A 19708-nucleotide genomic window follows, 5' to 3' on the forward strand; every position below is an offset into this window, starting at 1 on the left:
AACAAAAAAACCAGAGTCAAACTGACCTTGGGTCAGAAAAATAGAGGCCGATTAATGAAAATCGGCCTCTATTGGCTAAAATCGACTGTCAAACTTTTTTAACTCTTGTTTTGAGACAGCCTCTTCGTTTTAGGTACCAATTTTTTGGTTCTTAACTCTTTTTTATTTCTCGAGATATGACTTTAAGTACTTTTCCAAGCTGCTATTTCACCTTTTCTTCGTATTTGACTTCTTCTCCATTGATCACCACATTTTCAAACTTCACATCTTTCATGTGATTGACATTGAAAACTTCATCGACGCTGTCTATACGGCAATTGATCATTTGAAAATTGGTAACCGGAGAGCTCTCGTAGGCATTGGCCATGACAGCATATTTGCCCCCGTTTTTGACCTGTAGATTTTCTACGATCACATTGCGGATGGTGGGAATATGGTCTCCTTCTTCTTCATAGAACATGTTAAAGCGTACGGCTGCCTCCCGATAAGTTCCCACCACTACATCGCGCATGTATACATTTTCTACCGTCCCACCTCTTTTGGAACTGGTCTTAATGCGAAGTACCCGGTCCAAATTTGGGCTGTCCATCACAAGATTTTGGGCAAAAACATTTCTCGCTCCTCCTGAAATCTCACTACCGATGACTACGCCTCCATGGCCTTCTTTCATCTCACAGTCTTCGATAATGATGTTTTCGGATGGGATACCTGGATTTCTCCCATCTTCATTTCTACCAGACTTAATCGCAATGCAATCATCGCCCGTGTCGAAATAACATTCCGTAATCCATACATTTTTACAGGCTTCGGGATCACAACCATCATTATTAGGACCCAAAGTTTCGATTTTGACCCTTTGCACAATTACATTCTCACACAGTACGGGGTGCAGGTTCCACATGGGAGAATTAATCAGTTTCACATCTTGGATCAGTACATTTTTACATTCAAAGGGCTGTACAAACTGTGGTCTTAGGAAGTGTCCTTCTCCAAACACCCGCTCTTCCAATGGCACCTCCTCATGGACCATTTCATGCAACAGTTTCCTGGCCGGATTCTGTCTGCCCATCCCTTCCTTCCAACCATAATGCTTGGCACCACACCAAGGCCACCAGTTCTCCATATCCGCATTGCCATCTAAGATCCCGTTTCCGGTAATGGCAATATTTTCCTGCTGATAAGCATAAATAAACGGAGAATAATTCATCAATTCCATTCCCTCCCAACGGCTCCGGACCACGGGTAGGTAATCTTTGGCATTTCTACTGAATTTCAAGGTAGCGCCATCCGCAAGGTGTAGGTTGACATTGCTCAGCAAGTGTACTGCTCCCGTTAAAAATTCCCCTTTTGGAATCACCACTCGGCCACCCCCAGCTTTATGACAGGCCTTAATGGCCGCAGCGATGGCTTCAGTGTTCAGAAAGTCATCACCTTCCTCAGCCCCGTATTCTGTAATTACAAATTCCCTATCGGGAAATTCAGGTGCTTTGATCAATGCTCGAATTGAATCTAATTGCGCCCAGGGTCCTGACTCTCTCAATACTGCAACATCAGCCTCTTTCTTTTGACTGCAAGAAAACACCAATAATGTCACTACAAACCCTAATAAGTAATACCTGCTTATCAATTTCATTTGCTACTATCTTTAAATCTTTTCTATTTTCAAATCCTCATTTGTCTCTTCCATGCTTACCAACTTTGTCCAAGTATTTAAAAGGTGGTGTCCATCTACTATCTACTCAGGCAGATAGTAGTACTTTCATTTTTAATCCTTGCAACTAAAACCTCACCTTCCCAATTCCAAGGCCGCTAAAATAAATGGTCCCACTCCTTTGGGATCATTGATCCTGATTTTCTCATTGACATAGTACTCGTAAGTACCATCTCGATAGGGACTTCCTCCCAATCCTGCCACAGCACAGACTTGGGTAAGACTGACTTCTCCATCAGCTTCCACTTCTATCAGATGATCCAAAATTCCTTCAAAACCTTCTTGGGCGGTCAGTAAAAATTTCTCATCCAGATAACTCTTATTTACCCCTTTGGCCAAAGCATAAACGAACATACTGGACGCTGAGGCTTCCAGGTAATTTCCTGCTTGCCCTCCTTTATCGATCACCTGATACCATAAGCCGGTTTCTTCATCCTGATAAGTCGCTACAGCAGTGGCCAATCGCTGTAAGATTCCTCCCAGCACTACCCTGCCGTAATGCTCCTCAGGCAAATAGTCCAAAGCATCCACCAGGGCCATGGCATACCAGCCCATGGCCCTGCCCCAAATATTGGGTGACCTGCCAGTTTCAGGATCTGACCAGGACTGAAACCTGCTTTCATCCCAACCATGGTAAAGCAATCCAGTTTTTGGATCTCTAAGGTGTTTTTCCATCAGGACCAGTTGCAAAACCCCTTCCTCAAAGGCTGCTTCATCATCAAACTCCAGCGCATATTGCATCAAAAACGGCGTGCCCATATAAGCTCCGTCCAACCACATCTGATTGGTGTATCTTGCTTTATGCCAAAAACCTCCTTCCTTGGTCCGGGGTTGATACTTCAGCTGCCTGCGCAAAGTCTCAATGGCAGTCTTGTATCGTTCATCGTTCGTTTTCCCATAAAGATTGAACAGCAACTTGCCTGAATTGATCATATCAATATTGTACGTTTCGTACTTGTACGTTTCTATCTGCCCATTTTGATCAATCAACTTATCCGCGTAGGCTTTGATGTATTGGTAGTAAATTTCATCTTCATTCTCTCTCCACAGTTCTTCCAAGGCATGTAGCATCAATCCCTGGGGATAACTCCACACTGGCCGATCCATAAAGTCGATTTGCCAGGCTTCTGGATTTCGTTTCATCACCGACAGCGCCATCCGCTCCGACCAGTTAAGTTTAGTGTCTATTTGATTGGTTTGACCATAAGTCAAACGTGTAAAAAAAATGGCCATTATCAGTAGAAAACTTCTTTTCATCATATCGTATTGATAAAGTATTGATTTGGATGATACTTTTGGAATCATGTGTTTCTTTATTCAAAAAGGTTAATAATTGATAAGCCTCATTTTTAATCTTCCTGAGACTCCACCCAAAGTCTTATCTCTCACCTAAAATCTAAAGTATTCTTAAGGCATTTTCCTCAAGCCATCCCATTTAACATTCCATTTGCCATTATCAGGAAATCCTGGATTGGGTCTATCCGGAGCTCCCTCCCAACCAACTGCCATCATGGCTACCGTGGTAAGAAGCCCTCCATTTCCAGGGAGATAAATTCTCAGTCTTTTATCCTGATAATTATGACCATTAGGTAAATAAGTGTTTTTTTCCTCCCCCATAAACAAGGCATCCAAAGCTGTTTCTGGCATATTTAACCTTGCCGCATTCATGGCCATCATAGGGTAATCCCATCCCCAAGTGGTTTCCCAGTTCCAGATTTGAAGGATTTTTTCTAAGGTATTTTTCATGATCGTGGTATCAATCATATCTGTTTTCGGTAACATTCCGTAAGCCCCCAAGACCACAGGGTGATCGTGAAGATAAAAGTCATCTTCATACGCCCGTGGGTGGGTGCTGCTAGGTAAGTAGAGACTATCTTTGATGGCCAAAGGGGCCAAATTGTCCAAGACTTCCCTCCACCGAGCATTTTCTTCCATCCCCATTCGCTTCTGCCATTCCAGGGCCACATTCAATCCAAAATGCCAGTAGGCTAGCTCAAAAGGCGGATCATCTGTGGCATTGGCAGGAAAGAGTTCTTGTGCAGGAATCAGAGGAGCAATCAAATGGTATTTACCATCTTTATCACTTTTTTTTGCAAAGGAGGCCATAAAATCAGCGGTCTCCGTAACGATCTCCTCGTATTTTTCCAATGTGGCTCGGTCCTGTCTTGCCTGATAAAGTTGCTCAACAAAATAAAGGATATGAGGCTGTTGCCAGATCAGGTAAGAAGCAACACTGGAGGGACTTTCATCACCATAAGGATCTGTCATTTTCTGCCACCTGGCACCATCAAAGCCCTGCCGCTCTGCTGTGGCTCTGGCTTTTTCCAGTGAACTAAAATACCAAGGTAAGCTCTTTTCCATCAGTTCCACCCTATTCCAAAGTCCAAAATGGGCTCCATGCCACCAATGCATCTCCATATGGAACTTACCGTACCAGCTGTTCATGGTCAAGCCAGTTTCTTGGGGAGGCAATGAACCTGCACAATTCAGCTTGGTGAGGTATTGTGACAGCACTACCCTTCTCTCCAGTTCATGGGCTCTTTCGTCAGTGCATTCAGAAAAGTCAATGGCTCCACCAGACTGCCAAAATGCTTCCCATCCCTTTTCACTGCTCTCAGCTGTTGACTCGAAGTCAGGTAAATCCGTTTCTCCCTTTTTAGAGAATAATGCAGAGAATTCCAGTGTTTCCTGACCTTCTTGGGCATTTAATAGAAAAGTATGTTTACTGGAGGATTCAAAAGCTCCATTCCCCTGCCATTGGATATCGGTAAGATATTGGGTGCTATCCAATGTCCGTGACACCCTTACCTGACTTGGCCTAATGACTTCTAAATAAGATTCATGCTTATCCTCTTGGGTCCAATCATAACCTGGGCATACGTGACAATCAGAACCATAAGGAAAACGGAACTTTATCTTGATCTTTCCTTCTGCCACCAAAGGTGACGTGATTCTGGCTGCAATGCCATCCTTCTCCTGATGCCCATAGAGTTCCACTTTTACAGGCTTTCCTTCGACAGTATATTCACTGGTAATCTTACCTTTCCATAGGTCAAGCTCCTGATGTATATTTTCTAAATCCTGTACAATTACCTTATTTCCATCCTCCTTCTCTATTTCCAAGCCGATGATGCCCAAATGTAAACGGTGAGGGCTGGTTCTAAAATAATCGGTCACTTCTTTTTTGCGCCCCTCCTTCCACTGGACTGGAAAAGAAATCACCTGTCCAATGGCTGAAGTATCATAGCGTAAAATTTCTTCCCATCGATAATTGTCTGGATTAGGAAAAGCATGCCATCCCCATTGGCTCTGCGTACCGAGGCTAACTCCCTTTTCATAATATTCGGGAAAAGTCTGCAGACCACTTACATCCACCGTATAGGCAAACTCTCCATTCCCCACACTGAGTGAGGCAAGGGTATCTGCGTTTTCCAATATCACATTGTGGCGATTGACCAAGGCAAACCGGTCGATCTGTGAAGTGGATGGAGAGGATGAGCTTTCTTGAGAATCTGAACAGGCAAAAGTAAATAGGCCACCCATTAATAGGGCACACCATGTTGTAATTGGATGAGAAAATGAAAATTTGATCATATGGGTACTGTCGTCTTAATTTTAAATTTTACCGTAAATTGACTTTAGGTCAAGATACAGGAACGGGTTTTAATCCATTAAAAATAGATTTACTGATTAATATTTAAAATACTAATAATCAGCAATTTAATTAAATTAATTTATACTATTCATTTAAGGTTATAGTTAGTTCATTTACCAAGTTATTAAGATAATTTTCCAAAGCGGTATAACCATACTTGTCTGTCCGGTTTCTATCGCTGGGATCAAAAGGATCTAATCCTTCTTTCTTTTCATATCGATCAGGCATACCATCATTATCGGTATCTTTTGGTGCTTTTCCACCTTTTACTTTTCCCGGTCCTCGCATTGGCAAGTCCATCTCATCACTTATGGTCCGGCCCTTCATTCCCAAAGACTTCAAATCAGAAATTAGAAATTCATCCACTTCGTCGCGTTGTAGGGAGGCTCCCACTTCACGGACAACTTGTTCATAGGCCTCTTCTGCTGTCAAAACAGGTACTTCAGGATAGTCAAATGGTTCTTCCATCCAAGTTACAGGCTCATAAACTTTTCTTCCAACCACACTCCCGTCTAGCTGTCCATTAAAATTACCATCATACCAATTATCCCGGGCATATATATGAAAGTTTTCATTGGATCGATTAAATGGCGGTGTATCACCAGTTTCAGGGCCGGCGATAAAGTAATTGCCTACGACATTGGCATAGGACTTCCCTTGCGAACCTCCACCTTGAATGTAACCAGCCACCGCCCAATTATAGACCACATTATTGACATATTGATTGGTTCCTTTCACTTTGGGATTTCTTGTATGGTTATTGATCCAAAGACAGGATAGAATCGAAACTCCGCCAGAGGGTTGAATCAATCCCCCAGTGGAATGTGTCTGCAATCCTTGTCCAATGATGGAATGCTGCAAGGTGACATCCTTTACATCACCATTTAAGTCAAAAGTGCCATCTCTTCCCCAAGTAATTGAAACATGATCAAAAATCATATCATGTCCATGAGCCATGGCAACTGCATCTTTACCTTTGTCGCCAACCTTGCCCATCCTTACTCGAATGTAGCGTGTGATAGTGTTATTGGCATCTGAATAGGAAAGCCCATTCCCATAAATGGTAATCCCATCACCAGGCGCTGTCTGTCCGGCGATCGTAATATTTTCTTGTACAACTATCCGGGAATTGATCCTGATCACTCCGCCCACTTCGAAAATCACCGTCCGATTGGGTTGACTAACAGCATCCCGAAAAGATCCCGCGCCTTCATCATTCAGATTGGTAACCTTATATACTTCTCCTCCTCTTCCGCCGATAGCAAACCTTCCAAAACCTTCAGCTCCCGGGAAGGCCAGCTGTTGTCCATAGGTCATGGATGTGACCAAAAAGGCGAGTACTACTAATACATTCTTTTTCATGTTAATTTTTAATTCTGTGTTTCGGGAATTGCCAATCCATTTCATGACTCAGATCCGTACCAATCCCCCTCTTTCTCTGCTTACAAAGAATTTTGATTCTTGCATCTTGACGATAGAGATTTAGTCATGCGTATTAAAAAAAGACAAGACCGGGTAAAATATCACCCGATCCTGTACTGAATTAACAAACCCCTAGTGTCAAGTCAAAATAAATTTGACTTCTCAACTCCGCTCGAAATGAGCTCAATTTGTCAGATCGAGCGGAGTTGATTTCACTATTCATGTTTTATATGGAACAGACTTCGGTTTACTTACTTAAATCATAGTCAACAAACCAGTTTTCAGGTTGCATCAGCAAGCTTCTGATGCTTTCTCTCTTGCCCGCTGGGTATTTGGCACTGACCCTGTCCGCCAACATGGAAGGGTCACCCCACCTTTTGGCCATCCGGATCATGGCAAAGTAAGATCGGGCCTCACCAGCACTTTCCATGCAAGTTTCTTCCAAGAGTAGGCTATCCAACCCTTTTTTATATTCCTCCACCTTCTCTGGTGTGTCTAATTCATCCTTACTCAAACCTTCAGGGAAAACGGGACCAAGATCTACGCGTCTCCTTACGCCCCAGTTTATGTTAATGGCAGCATTATAGGTCTCATTGTCTAATGGATACTGAAGATTTCCTTCATTCTTGGAGAGATAATTCTGTACTCCATCATTCAGGAAGGCTTCCGCTTCCTTAAATTTTTCCATTTGATTGAGTGCTTCTGCTATAAAGAGGTGGATATCCCCAGCCCTGTATAGCGCAATGTGTACATCGTTTTTGTAAATATTATCTGCCGTCTCGTGAGCTCTGCTAAACTTTCTGACCACCCATTCACCATTTTGCCTCCAGTATGTGTAATCTTCCCCTCGGTACCGGTCTCCAATGGTGATTCCATCTTGACGAACCTGTTGCTGAAACCTTTGCATCGCCACTTCAGTTGGACGCAAATAGTATTTATTGGGCTCAGTGTTGGAGAAAAAATCAATCAGGTGGTTGGTCTGGTGTCGTTGGTAATCAAACGGAACAATGTTGATCAGTTCCCTTGTCTTGGTAATCGGGTCCCGGTAAAAAAACTGAATCCACTCCCCATTATAATCATCATTACCCAATTTGTAACGACCACTTCCTTGGTCATAAATAAAGGACATGCCCAAGCTTACGACTTGTTCATAGTTGCCATTCCAAAGATAAAGCTCAATCAGCAAAGGACTTGGTGAGGGACAGATCATGTTCCAAGTTAAATCTTGCGCTGAAGTACTCACGCCCGGAAATAACAAATCTGACCAAACCAGCACCTTTTTGCCGTCAATGCCATTGACCCCACCTTCCATCAAACTGATCAATTGGCCGATCAGCTCATCAAACTGCATGACGGGATATTTGGAAATATCTTCCTCTTTGGTCAAGGGTTGGTCCAAGTACACGGCTTCCCCATAAAGCTTGGCCAGCATAAGATAAGACCAAACCTTAAATCTAATGGCACCACTCACCAAGGGTTCAAAAACAGCATCTTCTACCGCATCTGGGTTTGATTCTTTGTACTCAAAAGCCTTTCGAATATAGTTATTGGCATTATTGATTACATCATAATAACCACTAGGATCTGCAAAGGAATTGTCCTCACTGATCGTATGATTATAAATATCCCATAGTTCCTGTGGCGCATTATCTGTGGGTTCCAGAAAATCTCCACGGAGTTCCGAAAGAAAAACTCCCTGATCTGCCACTGTCTGTACCTTAGCTGCAATGCCCATGTAACCTGAATACAGTTCATTGGTATTGCCGATATAATTTTCTTCCAGTAGGATGTCGTCCGCATCAGGCTCAAAGTAACTTTCACAGCTGCCCAAAGCCATCAGTCCCACTATTAATGTGCATTTATATAACAATTTATTTTTCATAGCTGAGCGTATTAGAATTGTAGGTTAAAACCAAACTTCACGGTAGTCGGTAATGGCAAAGACCCAAAATCAACTCCTTGCATGTGAGGCTGATAAGAATAGGACAAAACCGGATCAAGCCCTAAGTAATCGGTAAGTGTCAGCAAGTTTTCGCCCGCGATATACACTTCCCCACCTTCAATGAAGCTGAGCCTACCCAATTGATAACTTAAGGTTACATTGTTCAATCGCAGGTACGATCCATCTTCAATCCACCTGTCTGAAAAGCGACTGTTTCCCATCGGATCTCCATACATCGCTTTGGGTATATCGGTTACCTGCCCATCTGTTTGCCACCTGCGGTCAGCTGCCAAGGATTGGTTTCTAAAGTCACTCAATGATTCCATTTCTCTCCTCACCCCATTGTAGATCTGATTACCAGAGCTAAAGGTAAATTGGGCCGAGAGTGATAATTTATGATACCTCACCTGCGTAAAAAAGCTCCCAAAAAAGTCAGGGGAAGCATTTCCTATTATGGTACGGTCTTGATCATTGATCACACCATCGCCATTCAGGTCTTCAAAAGCTACATCTCCTGCATTAAACTGGTCACCTTTATAGTCTACCAAATTGAGCACATCTGCTTCTTCTTGCGTGCTGATGATCCCATTAGATACATAACCATAAAAACTATATGGATTTTGTCCCTCTGCCGATACTAGTGCCCAATCGCCAGGCATTTCACGGACGAGCTGACCATTTTCAGCCGCCATTTCGCTGATAACATTTTTGTTTTTGTTAATCGTACCGCCAATACTCCAATTCCAGTCACGCTGGTCAACTAAGCTAAACTGAAGTCCAGCCTCGATTCCTTTGTTTTCCAGTTTGGCTCCATTGACATACATACTTTGAATTCCATACACGGAAGAAATTCCTTTGGGATAAATCACATCTGATGAGATGGTTTGATATACTCCAATACTTGCCATCAACCGTTTATTAAAGAAACTACCATCAATGCCAGCATCCACTGTTTGATTTCGCTCCCAGGTCAGCTGGGTATTGGCCACATTCCCATTTACAATTCCTGCTAGTTGGCGGTAGGCCTGACTGGAAAAATATTGTTGGCTCAACCCTGTTGGGTATTGACTATTGCCGGTAAGACCATAACCCAAATGGACATCCAGTTTGTCTACCTTTTGGTTGTCCATCAACCAAGGACTATTTTTAGCTTTCCAAGTCAATTCAAGTCCTGGAAACACACCTACTCTTCCGGTGTCTTTTCCTGTAGATGACGCTCCATCTGCAGCGACATTCAGTGAAGCCATAAATTGATCTGCAAATTGATAATGTGCATAACCAAAGAGACTCATCCAGTTCCAAGAATTATAATATCCTGAAAAATACCTTCCGTCAGCCTCCACATAGGACAAGGTGGTGTAAAAATCGGAGCTGGTATTTCTCCCAAAACCTCCATCAAATTCATGGCGTGTCATCAAGCCTTGAAAGCCTATACCAGCATCCAGTTGGTTTCCTGCCAAAGCTGCAGAATAGTCTGCATTTACTTTGTAAAACAGGTTGGAAACTTTACCGGTACCTGCTCTGGCAGTATTGAGTGCCACTCCTTCTTCCAAAGGAACAATCGTCTGACTAGACCTTCCAGGAATGAATGAAGTTTGTCGTTTATAACTGCTGTAATAGCCGAATACACCTTGAATAAGGGTGTTGTCATTGGCTTGATAGTTAAGCCCCGTATTAAGGAACACATCAAAATTGTCCGACTCCATTTTGGTGTCATTCATGACGGATAAGGGATTGGAAACCCCAAACTGTCTCACAGCATCATAGGCTGGCAGCTGATTATTGTATTCGTCTTTCTTAAAAGGACTTAAGATGGGCGCTTTGTATAAAGCAGCCATCAGGGGATTGGAAGCATCAGAAAGGATCTGTTCATGAAGTTTACTGTTCCCATAGGTAAGCCCCATGGATGTTACCAATTGAAACTTCTGACTCAAAGCGATCTGCGCATTGAGGCGGGTGGTATAGCGGGTGAAATTGGTTTTATCCATGGTCCCACCTTGATTGCTGGCTCCAACAGATAAATCGTATTGGGCAATGGCATCTCCCCCCTTTACCCGAAGGTGATTAGAGGTCACGAAAGATGACCTATTGATCAGCTCTTGCCAGTTGGTCTGGTTATTATAGAGGAAATTATAATAATAATCTGGATCATCTCTTAGAAAAGGAAAAAGATCCAACATGTCCCCCATGTCTTCATAGCGGGTAAGTCCCACATCACCAATATAGCTTTTGAAATCGTCTACCCCCAACACAGGGAGTTCCTTGTTATTAAAAGCAACCCCATATTGACCAGAAAACTCAATAACGGTTTCCATATCATTGGGTGTTGAGGTTTCTATCAATAACACACCATTTGAACCTAGAGATCCGAATCGTGATGCTTCACTACCTTTTACCAATCGAATCTGGTCAATATCATTGACACTGATCACATTGAAAATACTGGAGGAATACCCTTCTATTATCGGTGAATTGTTCATATCGGGAAGATATGGCATCCCATTGATGACAATCAGCGGGCCATTGTTCGCTGTAAGGCTTCTGATACCTCTCAAGTTCACGTAAGCACCTTCTCCTGGCATGCCACTTTTATTAATGACATTTAATCCCGGAAAAGCCCCTTGCAGGACATCTTCCACATATAATGCACTGGGCTTGAAACGCTGGGCCTGCATTACTTCTGCTTCCATGGCTCCATTTGGAGCATTTTTAACCGGTATTTCATAGTAATCTGCAGTTTGGGGGATCAAAACAACTTCCAAGTAATCCCTTCCCAGTACAGGAATGATTTTTTCCTGATATCCTGGTGCCCAAACTTTAAGTTTCCCTGTTAATTGATCCACCTCCAGACTAAATTCACCTGATTCATCCGATTGTGCTGTACTTTCCTGCTTATCCAATGAGATATAGGCATTGCTGACAGGATCATTATCATAAGGGCTGAGTACTTTTCCCTTGAGTACTTGCTGGGCCATTGTTCCAGAGGCAAAGACCAAGAGCAAGGCGACAAGCACTCCTATTTTTTTGAATCTATTCATTGTTCCTTCAGTTTTCATCAGTAGTTATTTTGGGTGGGTACCAAAGCCCAGTGGTAAAGCTTCATTTCTTCTCTTGAGCTCTTGCCCAAAAGCGCTACCTCCACCTTGATTTTAAATGATCTCACCTCATTGCCTGAGATATTGACAATACCAACAAGACCACCCAGTCCGTCCCATTTCGTACCAGAAACAGTTCTAGTACTTCGATCATAATTCCATGGTGATGATGGCTCTACATTCAATTCGGAAGCAACCAGTTCACCATCTACATAGACATTGAGGAAAGGGTGATTTTTAGATTGTACCCCCATGTAGAGATTGTACTCCCCTGGTGGCACTTCCACTACTGAGGCTGTTGTGGAACCATCGTCATTTTTATCCAGCTTTACAGGGGTATAATCAACGGACAAAGGTTGACCTGGAATATTGTCTCCAAAAAGTCTGAGTATGGTGTAGGTTCCCGAAACATTCAAACTTGGAAAGGAGTAATTATCGGTTCCTTGAGATCGGATTTCGGTCGCATTGTTAAAAGTAAACAACTCATCACGCTGCTCATCTGGAACAAATTCGTAATAGTAAAATAATTGCTTAATGGCTGATATATGGACATTGTTAGGAATTTTCAGGAAGTTAACATCATAGACCCTTCCATTACTCATGCGCTTGAATTGAGGATTTACTCCTTGCACAGAAGTTTTCCATAGCTTACCGAATGCTGATACGAGATCCTCTTCACTGCCATAATCCTCCACCACCTTATCATAAAAAACGGCATCCATGATCCAGTTCCATGCTGTAAGCGAGTCAGATTGAATAAAAGGCTTTCCAAACTGATCATATAGTCCCAATAAATTGTCAAAACAGGTTTCCACCACCTCATTGCTCGGAACAAACATGGTTACCTGAGAGAATTCTGACCTAAAGTCAACTTCTTCGAAAATTGGGTTTTCAATGACGAAAGCAGAATCATAAATGGTATTACCTGATTTGTCCACTCCAATAGGAATACTGTTCGATGCATCAAAAACGGTATCATTTTTTGCAAAAACAGAATCCCTGATCATGGAATAGTCATCAGAAAGACTATACAAGTAGTCATAGACGCTTTGGTCTGGCACCATCAATTCGCTGATTTCATGAACTACCCCATTTTGGCAAAATTGATTACCATTGGTAACCATGGCATCTGCTACCATGATATTTTCTTCTGAAACCCTGGTTACCGGAATATATTTTCCGTTTAGAGATCGAAGCCTGAGTCCATCCCTTAATTTACTCATGTCATAAGTCAGGTTATTGACATGATAGCGAAGCACAAATTCAGCTTCAAGATCCATTGCCTGCAACGCCTCCATGGCATCATTGTTCACTGCCCATACCGACAAATACTGGTCTCTTGTAAGTTCTTCCGCAATACCATTGGCTTCCAATGCCTCAACAAATTTGCTGTACTCTGGCTTGCTTTTAAGATAATCCAATAAGTTAAGTGAAGAGACCACATGGCTCTCATCAGCACCTTCCAATCCATAATGCTCATCCCAAGTCTCCTTGCAGGAAAAGCAGCAGATCAAAAGCATTCCGATAATATATTTAAGATTTTTCATTTGCTTCATTTTTAGTCTACAGGAGTAAATCGAATATGATCCAGCGTAAGTAACTCCCCATCTATGGCCACTATTCTCAGGGTATGACTGGAGGTTTCATCAAAGGTGAACGAACTGGTCATTCTTCTTTCCAAGGCCCTATCATACTTGCTGTTGGATATTGGCCATTGGCTGCCCAGACGCTTGCCGTCCATGGAGCACTGCAGGTAGCCGGTATTGGATGAGGCCTTATAACTCAAATAGATCATGGTGATTTCATAACTCCCCTTGATCAATACCGGAGTTTCCATCTCCACCCATCCAGAAGGCCCGAGTTCAAGGCGTAAGTGGTCATGGTTAAGCGCATCCGCATACCAAATCCCATCTGCTCCTCTGTTATTCCGATAACTCACCACATTGGATTTATATTCAGGAGTGGACTTCCAATTATAGCAAGTCACTTCTTCTTCTGTAATGGTCCTGGTGTAAGTAGAACCCAAACTTGGATTCTGATATTGGTCACATATGGCTTGTAGGTCTGAATAATCTGTCAAGTCCCACAATACCGTCACCCTTTTTGGGGTAAAAAGAGGCATCCAATTATTTATCTCGTGAATGACTCCATTTTTACAATTGATGTTCTCTTGGATAAAATGGACACCGCTACCTATCTCCTCATCAAAATTGATCACCAATTGGCCAGACTGATCTGAAAAATTAAGCACTTCATTTGTAGCGATAGTATTGATATTCATCGAGCTCTCACCATCTGGAAAAGCCCCTAAATCGGCAAAAGATCTAAGTTGATTTAACAAATGATAATCAACATATTTAAAAAGTGGATTTTCAGGATCAGTATAGTTATCATCAGCCACTTCCAATTTGGCTGCCAGATCAGCAAGGCTCATAATTCCTTCCTGCGCATAGACCTCATTGGGCACTGCAAAGGCGGTCAATCGAATTCTATATTCCAAAGGATTTCCTTCTGCATCACTTCCTTCCACCACAACCGTGTTGAGTATTTCATTTCTTCCTGTGGCTTGGACGGCTTCACGGAAGATACTGAACCGCTCTTCTGCCAAACGGTCCATGATGGTAGCCCTTACAGGAACCAAAACATCCTCTAATCCATGGATAACTCCATTGGTCGCTTTAATATCCAATTCTTCAATCCTGGATTCACCATTGATGTAAATGGCGTTCAGACCACCTTCCCTGAATTCTATGGACAAATTATCATCTGTAGCATTCCGGTCGTTGATCGTTCCATTTTCAAATTGGCTTTGTGTAATTTCCTTGGAATAAATGGTATGATATTTCACCAGATATTCAGCATCCTCTTTCGGTATCTCCGTAACATTGGCAAAGCCATTGTTTTCCAAATAACGTTTTACCCCTTCATTACTTGGTGCAAAAACCGTATAGACACTTCTCAGATTAAGGGTATTATACATGTCTGCATGTCTCATCAGCTCCACCCAAAGTGAATATTCTTCTGAACGTGAATCCAGTAAAGATGCTATAGGGAGTTCTTCAAAGGCTGTGAAAGTGGTGTTCTCATAAGGATCTTCACAGGATCCCAGGGCCATGAATAGCCCCAAAAGGTATATCAAATAAGTCTTTTTCATGGCTAGGTTAATTTAGGTTATCGTAATATGGGTTTTGGACCAAAAGTCTATTGGCTGACAATTCATTAATGTGTATGGGTAGATAATGACTGTTTTCATCCAAAAGCTTGGACCGAATGATGGGAGCAGAACTTGCTGGAGCAGTCAACAAGACTTGTGTGATCAGGTAATCTTTGTATTGGTAATTGTTCCTGCTTCCCACACGAAGGAGGTCGTACCAGTTTTTTCCTTCTCCCACAAACTCCCGTGCTCTTTCGTCCATCACCAGCTGTAGCATTTCTAGCTCGGTACTGGCCGAAGATACCGGGGCTGAGATTTGGGCCCTTTCTCTGATCGCATTAACGATTTCTACAGCTTCATCATAACTGTTTGTTCCCTTCATCACCAATGCTTCTGCTTTCATCAAATAGATATCCGCGATACGATAAATAATCCAGTTTTGATCGCTGTATGTTCTAGGAATTCCTGTACCTGCTTCTGCTCCTAAATATTTCCATACTTTGGAATCCTCTTCGGTATAAGAAGCACCTTTGCCACGAATGTCCTCTTCTTCTTGTTGAAAAAGCTGCGCGGTGTTTTCGGAAATTACATAGCGGCTATTGGTTCCAAACCAAGACACCAAACTATTGGTCTGGTTTTTATCAAATTCATATTGAAGTTCAAAAATCCCCTCGTTGGAATTACCAGGGTTGAATATGGTGTACCAGTTGTTGTTGTTATTCATCATCCCTTGAAGCAAACCAAGCTGCCCACTATTGATGACAGCATCACAAGCCGCGATAGACTTATCATATTCTTCCGTCCACAAATAGACATCTGCCAAAGTAGCATAGATGGCCCATTTGGTGGAACGTCCTTTGGTTTCCCAAATCGTAGGAGCGATCTCTTTAGAATACTCCAGTGCTCCTTCGAGATCCGATTTGATTTGTTGATACACTTCATTGGCAGGCGACTTTTCCTTCTCAAAAGACTGGCTGTCATCCATGTAAGGTTCCGTAATCAAAGGAACATCTCTAAAATTTCTAACCAAATAGAAATATGCAAGTCCTCTGAGGAAATACGCTTCTGAAAGGTAAGACTGCATGACATTTTCACTAAATGATGGATCTTTATCCACCACGGTAGGGCCATATTTAATGACCATGTTAGCATAGTTGATGACCTGATAAAACTTATCCCATTTGACAAATTCATTACCAGGACCAATGTCCCATTGATTGATGCGGTAGATATCTACATCGATGGTTCCAAAGCCCATGGAAAGTCCATTGCCTCTCATTTCACCCCAAACCAGCATTTGCTCCATGGATTCACGCAGCCGTACATATCCGGCTCCCAGCACTGCCTCTACTTCTTCTTTATTGGCCCAATATTCGTCGCTGACCTGGTTATTTTCAGGTTGCAGTTCTAGCCAATCGTTACAAGAACTCAAAGACAATGTCAATATCGTTAGTAAGAATATATATATCTTTTTCATGATTTGCTCGATTAGAAGTTCATATTTACACCCAGCGCAAATCGCTTTGGACGTGGTGTTGCAGCCTTGTCCACACTGAGCATATAGATGTTACTGGAAAGATTCACTTCAGGATCCTGACCGGAATAATTGGTCCAAGTATAAAGGTCCTGTGCGGTAAAGAAAATATCGAATCGTTCGATTTTGTTCTTGGTTAAGAAGGCTTTCGGAAGTGAATACCTCAAGGAAACCGTCTTTAATCTTATAAAAGAACCATCTTCCACAAACCTGTCTGAGCCTAGGTAATTGTAACCTTCATTGTAAAGGGCCCTTGGAATATCGGTATCATCTCCCTCCAGTCTCCAACGCTGAAGCACGGCCGTACTTTGATTGGCCGTTCCGTACATGTTTTCCGTATTGATACGGGTTTGGTTGACGATTTTCTGTCCAAATCTTCCATGCAGAAAGGTGGTGAACATAAAGTTTTTCCAACGAAGATTGAATCCACCACCTGCTGTAAAGACCGGCATGGCATTTCCCAGATAAACAATGTCATATTGGTCTATCACACCATCACCATTTACATCTTCGTATTTGGCATCACCCGGATACACCCGTCTATTTCCATTTTGCATATAGACCAATTCACCATCGATGTCATACATTAAGTTACCTTCGTTATCCTTTGCATAGGTCTCTTCTCCATTTTGGTAAACACCCTCATAGCGGTATCCATAAAAGGAGCCAATAGGATTTCCCTCCACGATCTTATGTGCATAATTTCCATTGTCGAAGGTGTAATTTTCGAACAGCATATTGTCCGGAAGCGACACCACTTCATTGCGGTTTCTGGCAAGATTGAAATTAAATGATAGGCCCAAGTCTTCACGTCTGATGGCATCATAGTTAAAAATCAACTCCCATCCCCTGTTGTATACTTCTCCGGAATTGTAATACCTTACTTCAGAAAATCCGGTCGAAGAAGGTAGGCTATAGTCTTTCTGGAGCAGGTCTGTCGTTGCACGGTCATAAACTTCGGCGGTGACATAAAGTCTACCTTGCATCAAAGAAAGGTCAATTCCAATATTAGACTGCGTGATGGTTTCCCAACGGAGGTTTTCCAGCTGGATGCTGGCAGGAGAAATGGCCACCATATCCATATATCCAGGGGTAATCGGACTGAAAGTACCGATATAAGGAAAGGCTCCTCCGGGAGGATTTCCACTTTTACCCCAGCTGAAACGTAATTTACCTAATTCTATTCCTGCGATTCCGTCCATAAATGGCTCATCGCCAAACTGCCATGCCAGACCAAGGGAAGGGAATCCTGCCCAACGATTGCTTGCACCCAGGCTAGAATTGGCTTCCCAGCGGTAGCCCCCGGAAATGATGTATTTACCATTAAAGGTATAATGCCCGTTGGCGATGGCTGCAATCCTTCTTGACATCGAGTTATCTGATTTCATGGAAGCCACGGCAGCACCATCTGTAGGGTCACTTAAAGGACCCGAAGCGTTACCGCTTGTTTCGCTGACATATCCAAAACTTCTAGCTTCGTTGGTCTGCACCAAACCACTCATGATGACGTGGTGCTTATCTGTAATGGCTTTGTTAAAGATCAGCTTGTTTTCAGTGTTGATGTAAAGTTGATCGGATAGCAGGTCAGAGCTCCTGTTAAAATAAGGATCTGTCCAAAGTACGCCTGTAACGGACTGAGGTAGAAATTTCCTGTTCTTGGTAGTCCTGGCATCAAAACCTACCGTACCTGAATATTCTAAGTCCGGATTAAATCGATAGCGCAAACGGAAAATCACCCTGGCATTGTCTGCTTTGGTTTCGTTGCTGGACTCATTGACCAAAGCCACTGGATTATAATACTTGTTGGAGGCGTAGCTTCCCTGAAAGTTCTCTAGTGGTGTAAAATACTCAGAAGTCCGGTTGCCATTATCATCCAACACATAAGGACTCATATTCGGCATTTTAAACATGGCCATGCCTCGAGCAGAGGACATACCGCTTTCCGACCAGTTAGCATCTTTCAAACTCTGCGAATAGGACATGTCTGCATTGACACTCAATTTATTTGAAAACTTATAGGTCACACTGGCCATTGAATTAAAACGATCCAATGAGGTTCCCATCGTCGTACCTACATCTCTTAAATACCCCAATGAAACTCTGTAAATGGCCTTATCTCCACCACCACTCAGAGAGAAGTTATTATCTAAAAAATAGCCTAATTGGGTAACTTCGTTGACCCAATTGGTATTTTGATTGTACTCATCAAAGTACACCCACTCTGGGTCAAAGTTAATCTCCTGAGTCTGAAAAAGTCCTTGTGTATAGCCTGATCCAGAAAGATAACCTACGTCATTGATGGAATTCCATATGCCATCTTGCATCAGGCTGACATACTGCGCGCCATCCAGCAAAGGAATTGTATTGGGTTCTCTTTTGACTTCAGACTTGGTGGAAAAGGAAAAGCGTGTCTTACCTTTTCTCCCTTTCTTGGTCTTAAAAACCAACACGCCATTTGCCCCCTGAGAACCCCAAATAGCCGTGGCAGCAGCATCCTTGAGTACTTCTATGGACTCGATATCATTTGGGGAGATATTTACGAGTGCCCCAAAGTCCTGGTCATTGGCCGTGGCAAAGTTAAAATCATCACCAAAATTGGTAGGATAAGGTACTCCATCCACTACAATCAGTGGTTCAGAATTGGCATTCAAAGAAGAGGTACCCCGAATCCTGATGGAACTTCTGGATCCAGGATCAGCACCAGAAATGATATCCACATTGGCCATCCTACCTTGGAGACCTGACTCAATTGAGGTCATGGGTACTTCTTCCAACTTTTTGACATCAAAGCGCTGGCTAGAAGACACTTGCTCTCTTTCACTGATGCCCAATGAGTTGACTTCTACCCGCTCCGCTACCACTTCTGCACTACCATACTCAAAAGCATCCTCTTTTAGGACAATGTCTAAATTGGTCTGATTACCAAAGGATTCCCTGATGGTTTTAAAGCCAATATAGGAAAATACGATAGTCAGGTTTTGGTCAGCAGGAATAGCCAATCGATAATTACCGTTTTCATCAGAAACAGTACCGTTTAAACTTCGTTGCTGATCATTCTCTACAAAGATACTCGCACCTATCAAGGGCTCGCCGCTCTGGTCAGTTATTTTGCCTGTCAATACTGTTTGCTGGGCCATCAAAGGCATCGCGAGTAGCAGCATTAGCAGGCAGCTAATGATATAAAATGTTTTCATT

The 19708-nt window shown here is 42.7% G+C and carries 10 protein-coding genes; all 10 read right to left on the reverse strand.

The genetic code is table 11. The features are described from left to right. Positions 1 to 202: 202 nt before the first annotated feature. The 10 genes from IFO69_RS18190 to IFO69_RS18235 all read right to left on the reverse strand — a co-directional run bounded on the left by IFO69_RS18190 (position 203) and on the right by IFO69_RS18235 (position 19707). The gene (locus tag IFO69_RS18190) at positions 203 to 1633 is read right to left on the reverse strand and encodes a glycoside hydrolase family 28 protein (RefSeq protein ID WP_192011568.1); all 1431 of its coding nucleotides are present in this window, start codon (positions 1631 to 1633) and stop codon (positions 203 to 205) included. 153 nt (positions 1634 to 1786) lie between these two features. Then, the gene (locus tag IFO69_RS18195) at positions 1787 to 3016 is read right to left on the reverse strand and encodes a glycoside hydrolase family 88/105 protein (protein WP_225444200.1); all 1230 of its coding nucleotides are present in this window, start codon (positions 3014 to 3016) and stop codon (positions 1787 to 1789) included. A 102-nt stretch (positions 3017 to 3118) separates the two neighbouring features. After that, positions 3119 to 5305 (reverse strand): hypothetical protein, encoded by a 2187-nt coding sequence (locus IFO69_RS18200; RefSeq protein ID WP_225444201.1) that lies wholly within the window; start codon positions 5303 to 5305, stop codon positions 3119 to 3121. Positions 5306 to 5450: 145 nt separating this feature from the next. Next, complete coding sequence (locus IFO69_RS18205) at positions 5451 to 6728, reverse strand: pectate lyase (protein ID WP_192011569.1); 1278 nt, start codon at positions 6726 to 6728, stop codon at positions 5451 to 5453. A gap of 307 nt (positions 6729 to 7035) precedes the next feature. Further along, a complete protein-coding gene (locus IFO69_RS18210; RefSeq protein ID WP_192011570.1) occupies positions 7036 to 8670 on the reverse strand; it encodes a RagB/SusD family nutrient uptake outer membrane protein in 1635 nt (544 codons plus the stop codon). Positions 8671 to 8681: 11 nt separating this feature from the next. Then, complete coding sequence (locus IFO69_RS18215; protein ID WP_225444202.1) at positions 8682 to 11768, reverse strand: SusC/RagA family TonB-linked outer membrane protein; 3087 nt, start codon at positions 11766 to 11768, stop codon at positions 8682 to 8684. A 17-nt stretch (positions 11769 to 11785) separates the two neighbouring features. Next, a complete protein-coding gene (locus IFO69_RS18220; RefSeq protein ID WP_192011572.1) occupies positions 11786 to 13372 on the reverse strand; it encodes a fasciclin domain-containing protein in 1587 nt (528 codons plus the stop codon). 11 nt (positions 13373 to 13383) lie between these two features. Further along, the gene (locus IFO69_RS18225) at positions 13384 to 14979 is read right to left on the reverse strand and encodes a fasciclin domain-containing protein (RefSeq protein ID WP_192011573.1); all 1596 of its coding nucleotides are present in this window, start codon (positions 14977 to 14979) and stop codon (positions 13384 to 13386) included. A gap of 7 nt (positions 14980 to 14986) precedes the next feature. Further along, complete coding sequence (locus IFO69_RS18230; protein WP_192011574.1) at positions 14987 to 16456, reverse strand: RagB/SusD family nutrient uptake outer membrane protein; 1470 nt, start codon at positions 16454 to 16456, stop codon at positions 14987 to 14989. 11 nt (positions 16457 to 16467) lie between these two features. Further along, positions 16468 to 19707, reverse strand: a complete 3240-nt coding sequence (locus IFO69_RS18235) for a SusC/RagA family TonB-linked outer membrane protein (RefSeq protein WP_192011575.1) — start codon at positions 19705 to 19707, stop codon at positions 16468 to 16470. Position 19708: the final 1 nt, after the last annotated feature.

The organism is Echinicola arenosa (assembly GCF_014841125.1).
Classification (GTDB): domain Bacteria; phylum Bacteroidota; class Bacteroidia; order Cytophagales; family Cyclobacteriaceae; genus Echinicola; species Echinicola arenosa.